The organism is Treponema sp. OMZ 857, from assembly GCF_024181085.1.
Classification (GTDB): Bacteria; Spirochaetota; Spirochaetia; order Treponematales; family Treponemataceae; genus Treponema.
Map to the genome: position 1 here is coordinate 125,866 of NZ_CP051147.1, position 22,339 is coordinate 148,204.

A 22,339-nucleotide genomic window follows, 5' to 3' on the forward strand; every position below is an offset into this window, starting at 1 on the left:
TGAATAAAATGTGGCCTTTTACAAATAATAAAAGAGAAAAACAGCTTGTTGAGAGAGAGAACTCGATTAAATCAAAAGAAGAACGCCTTGAAGATGAGAAAGATTTGCTTGAGCAAAGAAAAATCGAATTTGAGCAATATAGGGACAAAGAAAACACCGCGATAAAAGATGAATTTTCAAAGTTGGATGAGGCTCGTACCGTATTCGAAATGAAAAGAACCGAATATGAACCTAAATTTCAAGAAGCTATAAAAGGATTTTCAGCAAGGATCAAAGAAAATGAAGCGGATATTCAAAAACGTAATTCCGAAATTACTGTAGAACGGCAGGAAGAACAGAAAAAGTTTGCTGAGCGGCTCCATGAAGCTCACCAAAAAAGTGAAAGAGAACACGAAGAAACTCTTTTTGTACAAACCACAAAAAGAATTCAAGAAACGGATACGGAATTAAGTAGTAGACGCGATGCAATTGCTCAAAAAGAAGCAGAACTGCGTCAACGAGAAATCATTTTAGAACAAGATCGTGATAAGCTTATACAAGACAGAAAAGATTATGAACAAAAAGATTCTCAGTTAGCGGCAGAAAGAACAATCGTTTCTTCAAAAATGGCGTCTTTAGATGAACAAGCAAAAGAATTAGCCGATGCAAAAATTAAAGAGTTAAATGCGAGACTTGAAAACTACAAAGAACATCAAGAAAGATTAAGTCAAGAACGAGCAAACCTTGAAATACGGCTCATTGCCTATGAAGAGATTAAGCACAGACTTAATGGCCAAGAACCGGAATCCATATTAGTTGAAATTCAATCTCTAACCAGACAGTTAGCGGAAGCTAGAAAGACGTTACAGAATTACCCTGATAATGTTGAAGAAGAACTCAACCGTAAACAGGAAGAAATAGACAGTCTCTCGGAACAATTAGAAGACTCAAGATATAAACTCGTAGCGCTTCAAAAGCTTGCTAACAGCGGTGAATTAAATGCGGTACATAATACTTCATTAGAGACACAAAAAAACATACTTGAACAGGATAAGCTTAGATTAGAAACGCTTAATGCAGAGCAAAATGAAACGATTAAGCATTACAGAGAATTATATGATAAAGAGGCGACGCTTGAAGAGAAATTAAATTCTATTATGGCTCCGCATGAAAATTTTACGGAAGACAAGATTCGTAAAGAGCCGTTGATATTAGTTACAAAAAAGGACGATGAATATTCAGACGAAACCACTCTCGAAATTGATTTAGATATAAATCAAAATAGTGAGAATATCGATAATACTGATAACGCAGATAATAGCGCCGAACAGAATTCGGAAACACCGAAATCAGAAAAAGAAGCAATTAATGATGAGCTTTTATGGTTAGATCAAGTATGCAGAAAGATCGCCGATTATGGTCTTGCTTTTTCACCGAGAATTATTAAGGCTTTCCATACGGCATTAAAAACCGCTGAATGGTCTCCGTTGGCTGTTCTTGCCGGTGTCAGCGGTACCGGTAAATCGGAATTGCCGCAACTCTATGCAAAATTCGGCGGCATTAATTTTATAAATATTCCTGTTCAGCCTAATTGGGATAGTCAAGAGGCCTTGCTCGGTTATTACAATACAATTTCCGGTAAGTTTGAAGCTCAGCCTCTTCTAAAATATTTAATTCAATCTCAAAAAGAGAATTCAGAAAATTACTTTGTCAGCTTAAAAAATCAACTGAATATTGTTTTACTGGATGAAATGAATCTTGCACACATTGAACAGTATTTTGCAGAATTTTTAAGTAAGCTCGAAGAACGCCGCGGAAAAGATGAAGGAACTCCGCAATATCCTACATTAGCTGTCAAATTAGGAGGAACGGATTCTTATCCGCTTGCACTTGGAAGAAATGTTCTTTGGGTGGGAACTATGAATCAGGATGAAACAACAAAAAGCCTTTCCGATAAAGTTCTTGATAGAGGTATCGTTATTAATTTTCCTCGGCCAAATGAATTTAAACGCCGTATAAAGATTAACAAAGATATAAGAACGGAAGAAAGATATCTTCCGATTGAAACATGGGAAGGATGGAAGGTAAACTTTACAGATGAACAAACGGCTGCCTCTGAAAAAGTAATTGCACCATATAAACAATTAGTCGAAGAGATTAATAAAGAAATCTCAAATATCGGACGTGCGATTGGACACAGAGTTTGGCAATCAATTGAAAATTATATCTGGAATTATCCGGATGTACGGCAATTGCTTATCTCTAAATCGGCAGATATGAATGACAAAGAATTTATTGCCGAATTAAACAAGAAGATTGATCCCGCATTTGAAGATCAGTTAGTCCAGAAAATTATGCCGAAGCTGCGTGGAATCGAAACGAGGAGAAGCGAATCTAAGAATGTTCTTATGAAAATTGCAAGTATAATTACAAGTTTTACGAATGAAGGTCATAACATAAATATCTCTAAAGACTTCTTGAACGCAATTAAATTTGGAGACGGACAATTCCTCTGGCTTACTTCCGAATATTTAAGTATGGAACAAGATAAACAAGAGGGGCGATAATGGATAAAGAAACACGGGATTATTCAACACTCTTGAAATCTTTAACTGTAGAAGATTCTAAAGAGAAATTATTACTTTCTTTACGGGATTGGTACTATAGAATTATCGAAACGGATCCTGAAACAGGAGATCCACTCGATACTGATCTAACTGCCTTGCTTGATAAACTTATAGAAATAAAGTCATACACAGACGATAAAAATGTTTACGATTGGATATTTAATATTTTTTCATACAGTAAAAGAGGTCTTTTTCATATTTTTGAAGCTCCTCGAAAAGAAATTCTCCGTTTTCATGAACAAATGCCGGTTTATCAGGCAAGAGAAATCGATTCGATGGGGATTATAGATATTTCTAGAAGGCCAGGTAGGACAGTTAGAGAAAAAATAGCTGCCAAACCTTCCGTTATAGCTGTAAAAAGGCAACAAAGCGTAGATACTTTGGAAAATCGCTTATTAAAAAAATTAATAATAAGAGCAACATATATTCTGGAAGAAAGATTGAATATATTCACTGCCGAACCGCTTCAAATAGAAAATGAAGATTCAGAGCTTTCTATTTTATATTCAAAATTATGTAAATGGCTTAAAAGTGATGAGGCGCAAGAAATCGGTATGTGGCAAAATTTACCGCCAAATAATATTCTTTTATGTGATAAGTATTATAAAAAGGTCTGGGCTACATGGCGGTATATTCTTGAACTGACTGATATTATCGAAAATGATATGAATAACATAGATAAATATGTAGCAGTCTATATATTCTGGAAAACAAGTGCATTATTACAGCAGCGAAAATGCAAGATTAAGCAACTTCCTGTAAAATTTTCTATAAATGAAATTTTAATAGAAACTATCGGTTATGGAAAAAATGCAGGGGCTGTTATTGAGGCTGATGATTTTAAACTAACGCTTAAAGATAATATCATTACTTTTACATCGGAGGCCGGAGAAGAACATTCAATTAATATTGCTTATAATTATTTTGAAATTGATGGGAAAAAATATCCTGATAAATTATTAAATCTGTTTGATGCTAATAAAATTGCCGGCAAACTTGCAAATTCAATTTCTCATTCTCCTGATAGAAGAATAGTTTATTCGAATAATACAGAAGAACAAATTTTTACGGTTATGGATTTTTCGTCAGAATACTATTACGGCATTTCAAATACGGAATTTATTAATAGTAAAGATGAAGCTGCTAAACCTTATCCATTGAAATTATTACGCCAATTCTGGAAGGCTGATGATTCTTCGGAATTAATTAATGTTGATTGCGCCGCATCACCATCAATTCATAAAGATAGATTGAATAATTATAAGATTGATTCAATATCTTTTGATGATATTTTATATGATAGCATTACACGTAAAGAAGTTTCTATAGAATTAAAGACGGAAGCAACCTATAATTTTATGAATTCAATTAGGGATTATTACAATACAAATAATTTTTACTATATTTTGCCGGACTATCTTGAAGACTTTTCATTGGGACTCATACGCTCTACAGCAAACTCTGTTTTTACAAATGCTAATCCCACCCCTAGTAGTATCGGGGCAGTCTTTGCTTTTCAACATAGTAATGAATTTCCTCATTATGCCATCAAAGATAATGATTTTGTATTTGTAATTGAAAAAAAAGAATTTGCAGCCGATAAAAAACTTTTATCAATTACACCGATTACTGCGAAAACAACATATAAGCAAAATGAGAAGACTGAAGAGATTAATCTAAAATCAATAAGGGAAATACCGGGAGGCGTTCGCTGGGAGCATCATCCGCCTGTTGTTATTAGTGATTATAAACCTTCAAAAATAATGGAGTATATTCTTGCGGCCGTAAAAAATACGGAAGATAAGCTTGACTCTTCATGTATCTATATTATTTCCGGGCAAGACTCAATAAAAGATGCGCGACTTAAAATGCCTAATCCCAATTGGACATTCATAAATATCCCATTTAAGCCGATACACGGGATTGCCTCTTTTGTAAAACTTCATCATCGAATTTCCGATATCCCTTTGTGGAGTGAGCATCTGCCGAATGTACAGATGACTGTTATTAAGAAAGGCCGAAGGCACTATATTAACTTAACAAACGAGAAAACCGTTCTTCCGATACGCGGAAAAGCTCAAGAAATACCTATTTCGGAAACTTTTATTCTTAATAAAAATGTAAAAGAATATCATTTCAGATTGGTCAGAAGTATCGGCAAAGATACCTCTGCTTTGAAATATGAGGCTTGCTTAACAAATTCGGCATTCCCATTAAAAGCAGACACTTCTTGCGAATTAAAAATGTATTATACATACGGACAAGAGCAACCCTTTGACTTGTATTTTGTATCAATCAACTCATCAAACTTTGTACGTGCAAAAGTTCAATGGAAAGAAATTGATGAAACTAAATTCCCTGTTCCGAATTTTCCTCCTGAGCGGACATGGAGCGAGTTTATTAATTGGAAAGATAGCCGTAGTAATACTCCCCGTAATTTAGTTGAATGGGAAGAAAATAATTTTAACAGTATTATCGATTTAACTCATTTTTATGCAGACGAAGAAAATAAATTTAAAAGATACACATGTAATATTCCTTCTAATTTTACTCCAAATTATCATAAGGATATTCATGGTTATTATTTCGTTATCAAATTGAATGAAACCGAATATGTAAAAATATATCAAACGCAATTTAAGGCAGTCGAAAACTGTAATAGTTTTTCTTTTTCAATTAATACAAAACATAAACCTAAATTTGATGATGGAGTGACATTATATTCTTCTATAGGATTAACTAAAGGTATAAGTTTATCTACAAAATTAATTTCATCATTTATAAGAAGATATAGATTCCCAACAATGCAGATATGGAATTTCGGTCATTCAATTATTACAAATACCCAAGTACCGATAGCTTTTAAAGAAAAATTTAATTCTATAAAACAAGCCCTTAAATCGCTGTTATATAATCACGCAGTTCAAGAGCAAGAAATCTTATGGAACGAATTATTCTTGTATGCATGTATACTTCATAAAGATTGTCTCGATATATCATCAGACTTAATGAAAATAAAGTTACAAGAGACAATTGATTTTGAACAACATTGGAAAATCATAGAGCAAAAAATCTTCCAATTCGGATATTTTATAGGAGATGCAAATACTCCTATTCAAAAAAAGGTTTTTGATTGGGCTTTAGATTTGGCAGATCAGGATTCAAAACTAAATTCTTTTAAGCTTCAAATTCTTACAATTGCGTTGTGGCGATGTGAGCATCTATTATCTACAATTTCTATTACTCAAATGGAAACTGTATTTAATCAGGTAATAGATGGAATAAAAGATGAATATCATAAACTAAAACAGGAAATATCACTTTCTAATAGAAAACTAAATCCCTTGCGCTCTCATTTAGAATTATTATGTGCATTAATCCGCTCAAGACGCTTTGGGATAGAATATCAGCAGCTTTTTTCCCCGTTTAATTCAAGAATTCAGCAACTGATTTCCGATATAGAACATATCTATGCATGGTTAAATAAAAATAGTAAAGAACTATTTGCAAAACAAATTAAGTTCACCTTATCGGATTCCAAATCTAATAATAACTTTATTGATTATTTATTACTATGGTTAGATGGCGAAAATTCGACGGAAATGCCAAAAGTCGAGAGTGCAACAGATGATGCAACAGGCGAGGATGAGGAACTTCCTTCGGATGATGATGATGAATAATATCATTATATCTGTGAGGATGGCCGGTTTGAATGAGGCAATAAAGGCACTGAAAGCTGACAAAGCCGATTATCAATTCATTATAAATAAAATTTCGAATCAATAAATCGGCTTTGCTGTTGATTGTTAAAAATTAGTATGATTTTGAATCATACGATTTGCGGTTTTTTTTCATTAACTTGCGCTGAAGAGCCTTCTTCTTTCTATTTAAAATAGTAGACGGCTTTTCATAGTATTCGCGCTTTTTCCACTCGCGGATAATTCCCTCTTTTTCAACTTGGCGCTTAAAACGCTTAATCGCTTTTTCAAGGTTTTCGGAATCATCGATAACGATACTTGCCACTTACAGAATCACCTCCAATGGATTATATCCTTAGTATCTTCTTGTACGATAACGATTTTTTATCCCTCTGTCAAGGTAACGGAAAATCAGTAAGTCTATGCGTTTCGGTTGTGCATAATTTCAAGTTCTTCCATAACAAGATCGACGACAGCCTGTTTTTTGTCATCTCCTTCACGGCATCGTTGCTTGGCTCGCTCACGGAATTCGGTGCAGTCTATAACGGGGCTGATCTCTATTACAACCTTATCTTGGCAAACAATGTCGCCGAGCATATTGGAAGGATCATCTGAAATACGTAAACAGTTGCCGTTAATAGATACCAGCATCATTACATCGGAGGTTCTGATGTAGGAGTCGATTTCGCGGACGCCTCGTTTTGTTTCCGGTTTGCCGGGGCGGTAGCGGGTTCCAGCCGGATATACGATAACGGCTTTTCCTTCTTTTCGCACTTCTTCCAGCGTCCGCATTGAGGCAATATTGATGCTGCGGCTCCGTTTTTTCTCTTCTTCCAGCTGTACGGGGTCGGTAATACCGGCGAGTGTTCTGCTTGGATAAATGACAATGCGTTCATAGCCTTCGGTAAGAGCTGCTATCAGCGGGTCTTCTTCGGTAAGTTTCATGCCGGCCATTGCGATAGAGCGATGGGCAAGCTCTTCTCCAGCCGGTCCTGTTTGTTCCATTAAATATAAGAAAATCGGTAAATCGAGGTTGCTGTAGTGTTCGGAAAGGATAATGCCTTTCTTTCCTGCTTTAATTGCTTGCAAAAATTCGGTAATGTGTTTTTCAGGGTATAGTTTTGAACCGTCTAACAAAAGTTTTTTTACGGCGGATTCCAAGATTGTACGAATCTGAGGATTTTCCATTTTGTGTACATTTTCTTCAGTGATAACATTATCCTTACTTGCATACTGCTCAAATAGCGGCCTGAGTTCTTCAAGCATATTTTTTAGTACAAGACCGTCCATGTTTTCCTCCTAAAAATAATTGGGAGCATATCTAACAAGTGAATCTTTTAGAGATGCCCCATCATCACTTTATCTAAAAAAGACCGGATAGTACCGGCCGATAATATCATCCTATACGGAAAGGCGCTCCAGTAACGGCGGTAGTTCGTAAATCGATTTAATCGATGGAATTCCGGACGTTTTGGTAAAATCCGTACATCGTTCCTTTTCATCGATGAGTACGCTCCGGCCGCCAATTTGAACAAACCCCTGAACGTATGCAGGGCAATCATCTAAAAACAATGTTTCCTCTATCGTTTTATGTACGGCGGCAAGCGGTTTGGTAAAGGCTGTCGGTTGCGGTTTCCCTTTTCCCTGGTTGTAGGAAATATCAAAAATGCCGAGGAATAAGTCACTGATATTAAAGAAGTTCAAAACCCGTTCTGCGTGTGCCATCGGTGCATTGGTTAATACCGTCATCGGCATTTGTAACGAAATGAGAAAGTCGCGTAAATGGGGATCCGGCTGTAATTCTGAAATTTCCGAAGCAGGATGTACTGCGGCAAAATACGTGTCTCTGTCGTTAAAATGATATTCACACTCAAGCCATTCGAGCGTTGTGCCGTAGTTGTGCCGCCGCGCACGTTGCAGCCTGATAGCTTCTTCCAACGGAACCGATAGAAAATCGGCAATAAATTGAAACATCCGCTCGGAGATTCTCCGTTCCATCAGATTCGATGCAGAATAAAGTGTATTATCAATGTCGAAAAGTAAATGCCCTATCATCTCTGTTGCAGTATAGCACAAAAACTAAAAAAGTCCATTAAAATAGGCTTGTTCGGCGCTATAAGCATGGCTATTAACCGTTAGGCTGACAATGGTAAAGCTGCCGTCTTTATTTTTAATACACCGTTTTATATCTTTTGAAATCTTTTTTGATTCGACATCGTATACGGATTGCTTTAGTGTAAAGGCGGTCTGCTTTCCTTCAATAGTCGTATATGGCAGCAGGGTTTTTGCATAAGGGCTTGAAGCGGTTAACAATCGAAGTAATTGTTCGGGTCCGGATAACTTATTTCCACTTTCTTCCTGTGGTACATTGACCGTACTTACCGTTAAAAAGGCCGTATTTCCGCAAAGAAAAGAGTTATCTGCAATCTTTTTCCACTGGCTATCCAAATGGAGCCGCGTGCCCGATACGGTTACCGTTTCTTTTTTTGCCGCCTTATTGAGGGTAAATACGTTTGTGTCCTGCTGAGGTTCTACCGGATCGTAGCCGTAGAATACCGATTCTCCATTGCCGTTAATAGAGCCTATTTCGGTTAATTCCAAAACGGTTTCTTTTTTTGCACCGGTTATTGCTTTGAGGTGAAAAAGGGGTACAAAAGATTGAAAGTCTAGGGTTACCGAACCGCCGAATTCTTCCATTTGCTTGCGTACGGTTGCCGTACCGAACGGTGCTTTTCCGGCACGGGGAAAGGTTTTAAGTTCATAAAGCTTCGGCAAAAGTCCCATCAAATAATTGACTCCAAAGGTGTCGTCCGATGTGATAGAAGAGATAATTTGCTGGCCGGTTAGGACTAACTGCCCCTTCTCAATTTGAGTGCTGAATATGATGGATACGGTATGGGGATTCTCCGGATCATCGGTACGGATAAATGCTCCGTAGGTTTCGTCATTATAGTACAAAAAGCCTATCCACGTAGGGGATTTCCATGAATAATCGCGGTAAATAACGTAATCGCCGGAAAAAGTGCCTTGCGTAGATTCGGTTGTGGGTTTCTGCGTTGCAAAAAGGAAGGCGGGAGCAAGTATCGCCGTACAGCACAGGATGAACCGTGCGGTACTTCTCTTTAAAAGTCCGTGATGATAATCCATTATAATCTCCAAAAACTGAGCTTAATAGTCCTTCGTGAAAGAAAGAGTCAGACAATTTTTAAAAAAGCTGTAAGGTTTGTAACAGACGTCTGTTAACTTTTTTCCGCGTGTTCTTCCGCATATTTCTTGAATTCTTCTTCACTCATTTTATCGGCATAGAGCGGATAGAGCGCTTCGACTAAATCTTCCAATGTAGGGAATTTTGCACCGTCTAATTTGTATGGCATTATTGTACCTCACTTACTTTATTGAGAATTTTAATGAGCTCTTCTTTTGTTCCGTTAATGAGCGGTACATCCGTAAGAGGCATATCAATATCCCGGAGATATTCGGGTATTATCGGGGATTCGCCGCATATCCGGGTAAGAATTTCGCTTTCAAAGGCGGGATGATCCTTCGACACCAACACGAGGGATTCCCCGCCACGCCGCCGGAAGATGTTTCGGGTTTGCGCCGCGGCATACGCATGGGCGGTTGCCGTATCGAACATGATGCCGTAATGTCGGTACGAATCGCTGATGAGCGTTTCCGCTTCGGCATCCGAAACCTTGGCAGGAAAAATAATCGATTTCATGATAGCAGGACTGAGTGTGAAAATTTGTTCAAGCCGTTCAATACTGGAGGGAACGGCAGGGTCGGCAGGGCCGCGCTCCGCAAGCGGAACGGAAGAGTTAATGCAGCGGCAGTATCCGGTTTCGTCACAGTTCAGTGCATCCGTTGCATCCGTGATAAAACCGTTTACCGGTAAACGAAACTTCCATGCGTATAAGCCTGCCGCAAGATTGCCGTAATTTCCGGAAGGAACGGCATAGAATATTTCTCCTGCTGTTCGTGTTTTTATACGGGTAAAGGCAAACATATAAAAGAACACCTGTGGTAGGATGCGCCCGATGTTGACGGTATTTGCCAGCGTCAGGTTATAATCTTTTACAAGCTGCCGTTCCTGGTAAACCGATCTGATGAGGTTTTCGACTATGGCAATATCTCCGTCAACCTCTACAGGGTATACGGAGCCGCCGTTCTGAAATAAATGCTCCGGCTTTAGCCCCTTTGCGTAGCCTTTCGGATATAAGATAACCAATTTAAGATGTTTTTTGTTTCCAAATGCTGCTGCCATACTTCTGCCACCCGCCCCGGTACTGGGGGCAACGACGATGGCATTTTTTTCATCTATTGTCAACAGATGTTCCAAGGCGGAGGCAAGCCATAAAAAGCCGAAATCTCGATGATTGCCGGTCGGGCCGTGGAACAGTTCCAGCAAAAAGAGGCGGTCATCAAGCTGGCGGAGCCGCGGGCTATAGGATTGAAACGCTGTTGCTGCGATACGTTCGGAAATAACCGGACTAATTTCTTCTTTGAGCAGAGCAGAGGTTAGTGAGCCTGCTATAGTCGAAAAAGCTGTCTGCTCATTCATGTGCAATATCCACGATCGTAAATCGTGTTCGGAGTAGGGAACATATAAACCGCCGTCGGCAGGCATACAATCAAAGATTGCATGTTTAAAGGAAACCGCATGTGTGCTGTTTCGAGTGCTGACTAACTTCATAGTTTCAAAGTGCTCCTTTATCAAGTCGGTATTTTTTAACAAAACCTTCCGGCTTGTAGCTCATTTTTGCATGGCGCAGCCCTTCGTCTCCCAAATCTTGCTCACGGTTGATGTATACGACGTGTTCGGGAAGTGATTGTGCAAAGGCATAGTTGATGTATTGATAGCTGCCTCGAAAATCGGTTCGTGCTTTTTCAAAATGGACAACAGCGGTAGCTCCCTGTGCTGCTAACTCGGCTAAACACCATGCGACCGGCATACCCTGTGCATAGAGGATAAGGCTGAGAAAATCTGCTATTTGCGGCAATGCCAAGGCCTGCTGCGCAGCTTCGTAGTCGGTTTCTTGGAGATTGGTTTGCTCTGTTGCCCAGATGTCTAAAATTTTAGATGCGTCTTTTTTTGTATCTGTATCAAGCTTTTTTAACGTAAAATCAGGGTAATTACTCAAAAATCCGTTTACATGGTTCTTTTTTTTATGTAATTGCTTTCCTGATAATGTACTTAATGAAAGACGGGTATAGAGGTAATCGAAATTATCTCTATCTTCGGTAGGCGGTTCTTTAAAATTTTGGAAAAAAGCTGCATTATCGGTTAAATATGATTCTGAGATCAACTTCCAGTAAGCACAATCGTTGTACAGTTCCTTAAGTGTTGCAAGCGGAAGCGGGTCTCCTATAATGAAGAAAAACGCTTTTTTCTGTTCTTCCCCTAAAAAGATCAGGGTGCGCTCATTAAATCTGCTTATTTTATATTTATACGTATTTCTAAAAAAATACAAACTTCCGAAGGTTAACTCTGACATACCGTCTTTCTGCTGCTGCAAATCGGCTTTAATGGCTTGTACAGCTTCAAGAGATAGCGGAGAAAATTCAGGATACCGCGCAATGACGTCCATGGCCGCTATGTTACTCTTTTATCAAAAAAATCGCAAGTTCTTTAGAAAAGATAAAATATGCGGACGAGGCGTTTAAAAATATTTATGAAAAACGCCTCTCTATCTAGGCTGTCAGATCCAATAGATAAGCCGATTCCGGCAAGGAAGAAGCATACCCGATGCTTTTTGAAAGCGTTATTTCCGTATGAATTTTAGTATTGACGTATTCAATCATTGCATCCAGCGTTTTTTCATCGGGTTTTGCTGTTAATAGCTTATTTTCCCGTTCGTTTTCGCGCATTTTAACCAGCTGATCGATAAGCGTATTTAAAATCTTCAGCTTACCGATGCTGACGCCGTTTTGATCCTTAGTACGCGGCACTCCGGAAACATATTGAAAATGAGAATAAACAACTTGTTTGGTATCGACCGGAAGATATGCACGCCCTCCGGCCGAAATGCTCGTCATTGCCGCATAAGACAATGATGACAACGGTACATAATTCGATACCATACCGATCCCTCCACTATTCCAATAATCGGCATTTTCTTTATGTACTTTAGAATAATTACGAACATACGGATTGCCGTATCTGATTGAGTTATTGCTTACCGTTGCGGCATGACCGGTGTCTTTTTAATATAAGCATCGAAGGTAACGCGCGCGGATCGATTTTCGTAGTAAGAAGCATATTGAATAATGATTTTCATCTTTTGATCTTCGTAGATGAAAGGCGTCTCATCTGAGAAAGGCGTCTCATCTGATATCTTTTCGGATTCTGCGCTGTCGGTTTTTAGCCGTGTATAAAAATCAAGCATTACTATCTGTCCATCTGTTTCATCGCTTATTTTTACCGATTTTCCGTCCGGTGTCATTGAAAATAAAAATGAACGATACCGGCATCGTGTATCACGGGGGATAGAGGAAGCTGGTATTGTATTTAAATCTAAATCAACTTTCACAAGAACAGCTTCGTATTCAGTGGTTTCGATAATTCGATCAATATTTTCAGGAGGCTGATTTTCTAACGGATAATATCGATACAAGTATTCAGGACGGGGTACGCTATCACTATTCCGATTTCTTTCGTGTATAAACTCTGCCAAATCATTACGAGGTCTGGTTATATTTTCCCTTTCAAAATAAGCATAATTATAGAATCCGATGACCGGAAAAAAGAGAATGATTGTGATAATTGCCGTTACGGTACGAAGCTTTGCAGTTATGTTTTTCCTGCTGAATACCGCAGCAAAAAAGTAAAGCGCCAAAAGGCCGTTTATTGCTATTTCGTGCAGCGGTAGTTTGTCGGACACACTAAAACCGATTCTATAACTCCTTGCAGTGATTGTTCGTTCGTGCAGCAAAGCGGCAATAAACAGGAGCGATGCGGTACCGAGGATGCCGAGCATAAGCCGGACAATATTTTGCCGGTCTGTAAAATGCTGAATCATCAACAGACAGAGTACAATAGTGCCCAGCACAAGATAATATAACGGAAAATACATTACTTCCGTTGAACGTGGGAGTAGTGCATACTTTGCTAAGTACACAAGGCCGAGGATACCAAGCGGCAGCAGTAAAATAGGCAGCAGCTTTTGAAACATAAGGGTAAAAAATTTTGAGTGTACGAGCGGTTTTGAGTGGTATACGGCAAACACGGTCAAAGCTGTAACGGTTGCTGCCGCGTTGGTAATGCGGAAGATGATACTTTCGGTAAACACAATATTAAGATAAAAAATGGCATTAATCAAAGAGACGGTGACAAACAGTGTGCAGTATACAGCGCCGAAAAAGAGCAGCGAAACCAGAACATGAATAAAACGCAATTTAAATTCTTTCAGAAAGTCTTCCGCAGGGAAAAAGAAGATAAAAGCGCAGATGCAATATAAGTATATTAACGATAGATACACCAAATCAATGTTTTTATTGAGGGTCAAAAGACCGGTAAGATACATTGCAGTAAGTGCGGCTGTTTGGCAACAGAAGATTATCACTTTAGTGCGGACTGCCGCCGCTTTTATCTTGTCGTTACAGAGTAAAACGACCGAAAACGAAAATAGAAAATTCAAATGTATCGCATTCGGAATATATTTATAAAAGAGCTGCGATATACCTGCCGCTACTACAAAAAAGAATATGGACGGAGAACTTACGGCTGCTGCCCGTATACTCTGCATAATTTCGCTCATTCTTTCTTTGAATGTCATAGTCATTCTCCCTAAAAGTTTGTCCCTTTATCATATAGTATTATGTAGAGTCTGTAAAAGAATATGTACAAAACAATATCGGATTCTTTAAAAATTTTAAAGCCAATGGTATAATATTACTTATACTGAGTAAAATAGTATGGAGGTTCTCTGCTATGAAATTTATTATGGACGAAAGTATTGGCGCGCTTGGGATTAAAAGCATTGCGATTGGGATTGCAAAAAATGTAGATCCACAAGCTTCCTTATCAGAAGCCTTTTTAAAGAAGCAAAAAGAGATGGAAGAATGGGCATTGAAATGCGATGTTGATGAAGTATTCAATCATCCGGTCATTCAGGGATACACTGATATGCTGCAAAGCGTGGGGCGCAGTATCAAGAAATATATGCCGACCGTTCCGGCTCTTATCCGAAACATTCAGCACCGCGGTTCTATTCCGCATATTAATAGCGTTATCGATATTTACAACGTCGAGTCGTTACGTTCACTTTTGGCAATAGGCGGACACGACCTTGCTAAAGTAGACGGGCAGATAGAGTTTACCGTCAATAAAGAAGAAGGCGTTTTCCTTCCCATCCTATCCACGGAAAAGCATGTTGCTAAAACCGATTACGTGTACCGCGATTCAAAAGGTATTATGGCATGGCTGGATGTCCGGGATGGGGAACATTATAAATTTGATGACGGGACAAAAAATGCAATCTTTATCATTCAGGGAAATGCCAATACGTCCGCCGATATGCGTGTAGACGCGCTCAAGCGGATTCAAAGCGATTTAGCGGAGTGTATGCCCCAGTTGGAATTTGAGATACAGGTTATCGAGGGGTAATTCATAATGAGAAATTGAGTTTCTCTGTTTCCTGTACGGTTAAGCTGAATTTCAGAAATCGAAGGAGAGTTCTACCGCTCCGCAAGTTCCGGTTTTTTGAATAAGGAGATAGCCCAAAACGACAAAAAGAAGCGGAATGCTTCCCGATGAATTAAGCCGATATCAAGGGCGACGGCAACCAGCAAGGCCGACCGTATACCCAATTTGTTTTTACCGAATCCGATGAGCCAGTGTACAAAGGCTTCATCGTATTGGTAGTCTTGAATAAAATCGATGACGGTCTTTTTCAGCACGGGATCGCTCGTTTTTTTCGTTTCAAAGATTTCATCGAGTATATCGATGAAAAGAATAGATGGCGATTGTTTTTCGTTCCGGTATTTTTCAAACACATAATAAAAGTCGTTTTGGATACCCATTAACGATGCCAGTGCAAGCAGCGCTTCGTTTTCGATATAGGGCGGAACGGTGTCCCTGCGGAGAATATCCAGAATAAACATAGGAGAATTATCTGCATTAAAAAGCTCCAGTGCACGTATTCCTTTCAGTATCAGCGCGGGGTTTTCCGCTTGGGAAAGTATGGTGCCGATTTTAGGCTGGCTGTAGCTGTCGTTCAGCCGGGCAAGGGCGACCATCGCTTCTCCGGCAAGATAGTAGTCGTCGCTGTCGAGCGCTGCCCGTAAGGGGGTAACCGCCTGCTGCACATTGAATTTGGCGAGTATCCGCGCGGCGAGCGGCGCTGTGGTAAACGCCCCCTGTTCAAGCTCTTTCAACACTACATCGCGTACCTTCGCATTGATGGTATTCATCGAATAGAGCGCCCGTAATGCGTTCATCCGAATTGTAAACCGCGGAGATTCAAGGTAGTGCAGCAGCTGATCGCAGGATACCGATGAAGCAATTTCGCCGAGTTCGTTGAGGATTTTCTCCTCGGTTTCGATAGTCTCGCTTCGGTCTAATTTGTGCAGAAGGTTGAGTGCCTTCATATCGCGGGGAGAAAAGAGCACGGCAAGCGTTTCAAACACGCGGTAACTGCCGAGGTTCAAGAGTTTGCGCTGAAATACGATACCGATTGCGATAATGGCGATAACTATCAAGAAAAATATTTGATACGATTGCAGGTAGGAAAAACCTTGCACCCGCAAAAGGTCGAGTATCGTTCCGCCGAGGATGGAACCAGCGCCGCCGGTAATCGCAAGGATAAAGTAATAGAGCATACTTAAATCCATCAGCGCCTCTTCCGGTACCATCGCGAAGAAATATGCTTGCGACGAATTATCCTGCCCGACAAAACCGACATTGCTGATCATTGTAAATAAAATGAGGAAAACGGTACTGACTATTCCGGCGCTTGCAAGTCCCGGCGCAAAGAAAGCCGGTATCAACGAAAGGGCGCTGATTGCACTGAAAATGATAAAGATCGGTTTAGCGCCGATGCGGTCGATAATCAGATGCATTAAAAGCCCGACGCTGAGTGCACCTACAAGTGAGTACACGGATAAGATGGTCGCAGCGCTGTCTCGTCTACTGTAAACCTCTTTTGCATACACAATGATAAACGGGCGGATCATCGCAATACCGAGACTGATAATAAAGAACGCCAACACGAACCGTCTGAAGTTTGCATCTTTAAAGGCATCACGAATGTGCCTCAAAAAAGTAGAGCCTTGGCGCGGGGTCGTATTGTCTTTCCGCTTTTGACGGTTCGGCTTTGCGGACTCCGGTTCCGGTATTCTAAACAGCAGGATAGAGGCGATAAAGCCGAGCAGTATGCCGATCATACTGGCAAGGTTATAGCTATGTACCGAAGGATCTCTCCGTAAAAGCCATGCCAGCAAAACAGTGGCGAGTAATGCCGCAAGGTTGTTGATTAAGGAAAGGCGCACGATATACGAGCTACGGTCTTTCCCGGGCGCAAGGATTCTGATAACGGGATTATTGGCAATCATTCCGACGCCGCGGAAAAAATTGAACAGCCCTACCGCAAGCAATAGGCAATAGAGCGCATACTGATCGTGTCCTGCAGAGACAAGAAACGGGATGGCAAGCAGCGGCAGCAGCGAGGCGGTACGCAAAAGCCATGTACTGCCGAATGTCTGCATAATGCTGAAACGCATCACCATCAATTTACCAAGCGGAATGGCAAAAAACGAAAGATACATAAACGCAGTCAGTAAACCGACTACCGTTGTGTTGGCTTTTAAAAAGAGCGCATAAAGAGTAACCGTATTGCCGGTAACAAGCGCAAAAGAAAAAGAATTGAAGATATTGTAAATGTCGTAGATTCGCCGCCCTTGTTTAATTTTATAGGCCGACAGTTGCTCATTCATCGGCCATATTGTATAGTGAACGTATGAAAAACTCAACGGTACCCCTCCGCTCGGAGGTCGCAAAAAGCGATCAATGGGATTTAAGCAAACTTTTTACAAATGATGCGGACTGGAATGCCTCACTGAAAGACATTGCTGCCGCAAAAGACCGCGTATTAACCTACAAAACCGCCTTTGCCGCACCTGATACACTGACTGCCGAAACGGTGCTCGGCTGTTTACAGGCGGTGGAAGCGGCGTCCCGTATTTCGGAAAAGACAAGCCATTATGCCTTTTTGATGAAGTCGGTGGATGAAAGCGATCCTAAAAACATCGAACGGGTTTCTCTCGCAATGATGGCGGACACGGAACTTTCTTCCGAAACAAGTTGGTTTATCCCCGCCTTGCTGGATATTCCCGAACAGACTATCCGCGGCTGGCTCGATCCTGCCGGAAAGACCGGCGCTGCTTTTGCTCCGTACAAAATCTTTATCGAAAAACTGATTAGATTGAAGGCTCATACATTGAGTGAAAAAGAAGAAAAGCTCCTTTCGCTTTTAGCCGAATCGCAGGATGTCGAACGCCGCAGCTTCTCGACGCTTACGAATGTAGACTTCCGTTTCGGTTCGATTGAAACTCCCGACGGCGCAAAAGAACTTACGCAATCTTCATATTCGCAGTTCTTAATCAATCCCGACCGGAATATCCGTAAGCAAGCATATATGCAATTTTACGGCACGTTCGACACGTACAAAAATACGATAGCATCTTTATACACCGGTCAGGTGCAGCAAAATATCGCGCTTGCCCGTATCCGCGGATACGGTTCCGCTCGTGAACAAGCGCTCTATCCCGATAAGGTGCCGACGGAAGTATACGACAACCTTATCAGCACAATCCGGAAAAACTTGGAGCCGCTGCATCATTTTTATGCACTTATGCAAAAATCGCTCAAACTTGATGAGCTGCGGCACTACGATGTGTATGTTCCGTTGGTGGGCGAAGTGCGGCGGCACACTCCGTACAACGAAGCCGTCGATATGATTACCGAAGCGTTACAACCGCTCGGCAATGAATATGTCACAACGCTGCGGAACGGGCTGCTCGGCGGTTGGGTTGACCGGTACGAAAATAAGGGCAAGCGTTCCGGCGCTTTTTCGTGGGGCGGCTTTGAAGGCGATCCGTATATCATGGTCAACTATAAAGAAGACGTTATCCGGGATGTATTCACCCTTGTGCACGAAGGCGGGCATTCCATGCACTCGTGGTATTCAGTACGGAACAATCCGTTTTTAAGCTACAACTACACGATTTTTGAAGCGGAGGTTGCGTCCACCTTTAACGAGGAGCTGTTGTTCCGCTCTATGCTGAAAAACACGAGTGATCCTAAAATGCGGGCATATCTGCTGAGTATTCGTGTAAGCGATATTCTTGCAACGCTCTACCGTCAGACGATGTTTGCCGAATACGAGCATATCACGCATAAGCTTGTTGAAGAGGGAACGCCGCTTACCATCGAGAATCTCCGTAGCGAGTACCGCAAACTGTTGACCGCTTACTTTGGCACCGCGATGCACTTTGAGGAATGCAGCGATCTTGAAGGCTTGCGTATTCCGCATTTTTACAATTCGTTCTATGTGTACAAATATGCAACCGGTATTTCCGCATCGCTTGCCCTTGCCGAACGGGTATGCTCGGGCGGAAAAACGGAGCGGGAGGATTACTTTAAGTTTTTAACCTCCGGCGGTTCCCGCTATCCCATCGAGTCGCTGCGGATTGCCGGCGTCGATATGGCTTCTCCCGAACCGGTTGAGGCAGCCTGTAAGCACTTTGCGCACTTAGTAAGCGAGCTTGAAAAAGCCTTAGCCTCTCTATAACCCGATTGCTCTGCCGCCGTGACTCTTGAACAAGCTCAAGCGATTATCGCTTCGCCTCTTTTCAGCGCTTTTTTAGAACCGGCGGCAGACCGGTGTGCCTTTATAACGGCACGGTTGGCGGCGCAAGGAATTCCCTACCGTACCGTTACCCTTCAAGATAAAACTCACATTGTTATTACCTACCGGCAATCCGCGTACAATCCCCGCTTTAAGATGAAAACGTTGATAGCGCACTATGACCGCGCCGCCGGTACACAGGGCGCAAACGATAATTCCGCCGCCTGCATACAGCTACTGCTGTTTGCCCAAACGCTGCTGCAGAAACGGACTGCGCACAATATCCGCATTATCTTTACCGACGGCGAAGAAGCGGGTACGGATGGCATTAAAAATCAAGGCGCGTACCGTTTGGGGCAAGGCTTGCGTGCGCTTTCAATGCAGCAGGATGATATCTTTGTGTTTGATATGTGCGGCAGCGGGGATACGCTTATCCTTTCCGAGTCGGGGATATACGGCAGGGATACACGGAAAACGGCGGCGCTTTCTGCTTTGCATCGGCGCTGCCGCATCTATGCCGACGCCGCGTGCAGAGGGCGCTGGTTTTCGCTTCCGACTGCCTATAGCGACAACGCGGGGCTTATTTCCGCCGGATTAACGGCGCAGGTTATCACCGTATTGCCGAGGGAGGAAGCGGAGCTGCTGATGCGGTATATGCCTCGCTCCGAAGCGCTCCAACGGTGCATTATCACCAATGCACACGTTCCGCCTGATTCGCCGCTTGCCGCCGTCATTCCGCAGACATGGCAGCGGATGCACACGCCGCAGGACAGGCTCGAAACACTGACGCCGCAAGCCTTTATCCTAGTCGATAAAATGCTTCGGTATTTGGCGGGTGTGAAAGAACCGGCCGGATAAAAGAACTCTAATACGCCGGCTTTTGGTAATGAATCTTAGGTGATCATTTCCGGAACGGTTTTTCAAAAGTTTATTCATGCGGCTCTTCTAATATCCCTTTGCGGGGCGTGAACTATTTGTCATGTTTAAGATGGAACACTAGAGATCAAATAAGTGAAGTTGTAGGCTTGCTTAAAAAAAAATTTCATTTTATACTAAATTATAATGAGAAAACCTCTAAAAATCTCAGTTTTTTAGAGGTTTTTGATTACTCACTCTTATCAATGGAAGCTGATGGGATCTGGTGGTCTTCGCGGTCTTCAAAACCGTTGGTTGCATAATCCGCAACGGCAGGTTCGATTCCTGCCTCTTCCGGTTTTCTGTTGTAGGTGTGGCTTTGTTGACCGTCTTGTTTGTTGCAGCATTTTCGACAGATGCCGAAAAACTCGCGTATGAATCTCGTAAAGTTTGGTCTGTAGACTGCATATTCGATAATCGAGCGGTTTTATCGTGTTTAGAAGAAAAAAACTACGATTTTCTTTTATTTGATTTTGAGGCAGGAGGTGGGTATCCGCCTAATGTACTTAAAGAAATTTACGTTCAGTATCCTATTTTGCCCATCTTTTTATTATCACATCAGCATTGTACTTTTATCGAAAAAACAGTTTTTGCAACGGATATGATATTGGGCTCTTTTTCAATTCCGTATGAGTTCAGTATACTATCCAGCACTATTCAAAATATGCTTGAGGGAAAAATTGTTCCGATAATGGATACGCATACTATTGATCCGTTGACAGCTCCGCTTTACACAAAGTTGCAGGGGCAAAGTGTCGAGATACAAATGGTACGGAATTTTATTTTACAGGCAGCTCAGAAAAATTCCCATGTGCTTCTGTACGGTGAAAGCGGTTCCGGTAAAGAAGTCGTAGCTTCGCTTATCCATCAGTATTCTAAAAACCGTTCAGGTAAATATGTGCCGGTTAATATCACCTGCATTGCGGAAAACCTTGCAGAAAGTTTATTGTTCGGCTCATGTAAGGGAGCGTATACCGGAGCGATTGATAAAGAAGGTCTTTTTTCGGAGGCGGATCAAGGAACATTGTTCTTTGATGAAATAGAGAATCTTACATTGAATTTACAGGCAAAGCTTTTAAGGGTTATCGAAACACGCGAATATTATAAACTGGGAGGAACACAAAAGTATTCTTCCGATTTTAGATTGATTTGTGCTACAAATTGTGATCTCGAAGAGATGGTTGATCAAGGTCTTTTCCGTTTGGATCTTTTTTACCGGCTTGATGTATCGCATCTTGTTATCCCTCCGCTGCGGCAGCATAAAGAGGATATTAGGGTACTGGCGTACAATTATTTAAAACAATCGAGAAAGCATTTATCAGGGGATGCGCTGCGGCTGCTTTATAACTACAATTGGCCGGGGAATGTCCGGGAACTGTTTAACTGTCTGGAACGGGCTGTGTTTGCAGCTAAGGCCTCTCCGGTTCTTTTTCCGCAGCATTTCGACATTTAACATAGCACAGCTTTTGAAAAAGCTCTTCCAAATACCGTGCTTCCCGGGCGGATAATCCCGCTCTTGCAATTATCTCTTGGAAAAATCGGATGTTGTCTTCTTTCCCTGCATGTTTAAAAAGTCCCATTTTACATAAACAATCGTTGATATGTTCCGATGTCGAGGTAACCCTCGTATACGGGATACGTTCGTATCCATACTTTCGTGGGCTATAGGCGCGGAACAGGGTATAACAGACAATTTGTACCGCATGCGAAAGGTTAAGCGATGGAAAATCGGGCGCTGACGGGATATTAACCGCTGTCGAACAAACATTTAATTCTTCATCGGTGAGTCCTGTTCGCTCATTCCCGAATACGATGCCGGTAAGTCCTTCTGCCGTATTAAATGAAAACAAAGCAAAATCCTCCGGAGTCATTCCCCATGATTTGCGTTTTTCTCCTACACGCCGTGTCGTTCCGGCGACGATACAGCAATCGGCAACCGACGCTTTTAATCCGTCGATCGAGGGTTCAAAAAAACGTGCCTGTTGCCATATTGCTCCGGCATGGATAGCTAACCGGAGGATTTCTTCTTCGTCATAATCTTTTTTGTTGCCTACAATACGTAAATCGGAACAATTATTGTTGGCCATTGATCTGCAAACAGCACCGATGTTACGGCTTATTTCAGGGCGGCAGAGAATAACCGCAACCGGAAGCCGTTCTTGAGAGGTTGAAGTACCCATAGCAATATTTTGTGTAGAGAACGCTTGCTATGTCAAGTGCTTCGGAGTATAATAAAAGACATAAGCGTGGGAACTGTCTCATAAACCGTATAATA

General features: G+C 41.4%; 17 protein-coding genes and 1 tRNA gene. 7 read left to right on the top strand and 11 right to left on the bottom strand.

Annotated elements, in window-relative coordinates:
- The first annotated feature begins 8 nt into the window (after positions 1–8).
- Positions 9–2,546, top strand: a complete 2,538-nt coding sequence (locus E4N66_RS00535; RefSeq protein WP_253728521.1) for a hypothetical protein — start codon at positions 9–11, stop codon at positions 2,544–2,546.
- Entirely contained in the window at positions 2,546–6,286 is a 3,741-nt protein-coding gene (locus tag E4N66_RS00540) for a DUF2357 domain-containing protein (RefSeq protein WP_253728523.1), read from the top strand. The genes E4N66_RS00535 and E4N66_RS00540 overlap by 1 nt, the downstream gene beginning before the upstream one ends.
- Positions 6,287–6,419: 133 nt before the next feature.
- On the opposite strand, the gene rpsU is transcribed toward E4N66_RS00540, so the two are convergent.
- The 9 genes from rpsU to E4N66_RS00580 form a co-directional block, all read right to left on the bottom strand.
- Positions 6,420–6,629, bottom strand: a complete 210-nt coding sequence (gene rpsU / locus E4N66_RS00545) for a 30S ribosomal protein S21 (RefSeq protein WP_006188264.1) — start codon at positions 6,627–6,629, stop codon at positions 6,420–6,422.
- 95 nt (positions 6,630–6,724) lie between these two features.
- On the bottom strand, positions 6,725–7,594 hold the full coding sequence (locus E4N66_RS00550) for a 1-acyl-sn-glycerol-3-phosphate acyltransferase (protein ID WP_253728524.1): 870 nt from the start codon (positions 7,592–7,594) through the stop codon (positions 6,725–6,727).
- Between the two features lie 111 nt (positions 7,595–7,705).
- On the bottom strand, positions 7,706–8,359 hold the full coding sequence (locus E4N66_RS00555) for an HAD-IA family hydrolase (protein ID WP_253728525.1): 654 nt from the start codon (positions 8,357–8,359) through the stop codon (positions 7,706–7,708).
- A gap of 24 nt (positions 8,360–8,383) precedes the next feature.
- Positions 8,384–9,451, bottom strand: coding sequence for a DUF7954 domain-containing protein (locus E4N66_RS00560; RefSeq protein ID WP_253728527.1), 1,068 nt, complete (start codon positions 9,449–9,451; stop codon positions 8,384–8,386).
- Positions 9,452–9,543: 92 nt separating this feature from the next.
- Positions 9,544–9,678, bottom strand: coding sequence for a hypothetical protein (locus E4N66_RS12970; RefSeq protein ID WP_016522790.1), 135 nt, complete (start codon positions 9,676–9,678; stop codon positions 9,544–9,546).
- Positions 9,678–10,997, bottom strand: coding sequence for a pyridoxal-phosphate dependent enzyme (locus E4N66_RS00565; protein WP_253728528.1), 1,320 nt, complete (start codon positions 10,995–10,997; stop codon positions 9,678–9,680). The genes E4N66_RS12970 and E4N66_RS00565 overlap by 1 nt, the downstream gene beginning before the upstream one ends.
- Before the next feature lie 4 nt (positions 10,998–11,001).
- On the bottom strand, positions 11,002–11,892 hold the full coding sequence (locus E4N66_RS00570; RefSeq protein ID WP_253728530.1) for a DUF2156 domain-containing protein: 891 nt from the start codon (positions 11,890–11,892) through the stop codon (positions 11,002–11,004).
- 103 nt (positions 11,893–11,995) lie between these two features.
- Positions 11,996–12,385, bottom strand: coding sequence for a hypothetical protein (locus tag E4N66_RS00575; protein WP_253728532.1), 390 nt, complete (start codon positions 12,383–12,385; stop codon positions 11,996–11,998).
- A gap of 95 nt (positions 12,386–12,480) precedes the next feature.
- Positions 12,481–14,079, bottom strand: coding sequence for a hypothetical protein (locus E4N66_RS00580; RefSeq protein ID WP_253728533.1), 1,599 nt, complete (start codon positions 14,077–14,079; stop codon positions 12,481–12,483).
- A 155-nt stretch (positions 14,080–14,234) separates the two neighbouring features.
- Here E4N66_RS00580 and E4N66_RS00585 point away from each other — a divergent pair, with 155 nt between their 5' ends.
- Positions 14,235–14,909 (top strand): B3/B4 domain-containing protein, encoded by a 675-nt coding sequence (locus E4N66_RS00585; protein WP_044014549.1) that lies wholly within the window; start codon positions 14,235–14,237, stop codon positions 14,907–14,909.
- 71 nt (positions 14,910–14,980) lie between these two features.
- On the opposite strand, the gene E4N66_RS00590 is transcribed toward E4N66_RS00585, so the two are convergent.
- Positions 14,981–17,236: an MFS transporter gene (locus E4N66_RS00590; protein ID WP_253728534.1), complete on the bottom strand. Its 2,256-nt coding sequence runs from the start codon at positions 17,234–17,236 to the stop codon at positions 14,981–14,983.
- A gap of 23 nt (positions 17,237–17,259) precedes the next feature.
- On the opposite strand from E4N66_RS00590, the gene pepF reads away from it, so the two are divergent.
- From pepF to E4N66_RS00610, 4 genes are all read left to right on the top strand, one after another.
- Complete coding sequence (gene pepF / locus E4N66_RS00595) at positions 17,260–19,092, top strand: oligoendopeptidase F (RefSeq protein WP_253728535.1); 1,833 nt, start codon at positions 17,260–17,262, stop codon at positions 19,090–19,092.
- Between the two features lie 18 nt (positions 19,093–19,110).
- Entirely contained in the window at positions 19,111–20,007 is an 897-nt protein-coding gene (locus E4N66_RS00600) for a M28 family peptidase (protein ID WP_253728537.1), read from the top strand.
- Between the two features lie 265 nt (positions 20,008–20,272).
- Positions 20,273–20,361, top strand: a tRNA-Sec gene (locus tag E4N66_RS00605).
- Positions 20,362–20,377: 16 nt separating this feature from the next.
- A complete protein-coding gene (locus tag E4N66_RS00610) occupies positions 20,378–21,517 on the top strand; it encodes a sigma 54-interacting transcriptional regulator (protein ID WP_253728539.1) in 1,140 nt (379 codons plus the stop codon).
- Here E4N66_RS00610 and E4N66_RS00615 read toward each other — a convergent pair.
- Entirely contained in the window at positions 21,474–22,244 is a 771-nt protein-coding gene (locus tag E4N66_RS00615) for an RNA methyltransferase (protein ID WP_253728541.1), read from the bottom strand. The two genes, E4N66_RS00610 and E4N66_RS00615, sit on opposite strands and share 44 nt — an antisense overlap.
- Positions 22,245–22,339 lie beyond the last annotated feature (95 nt).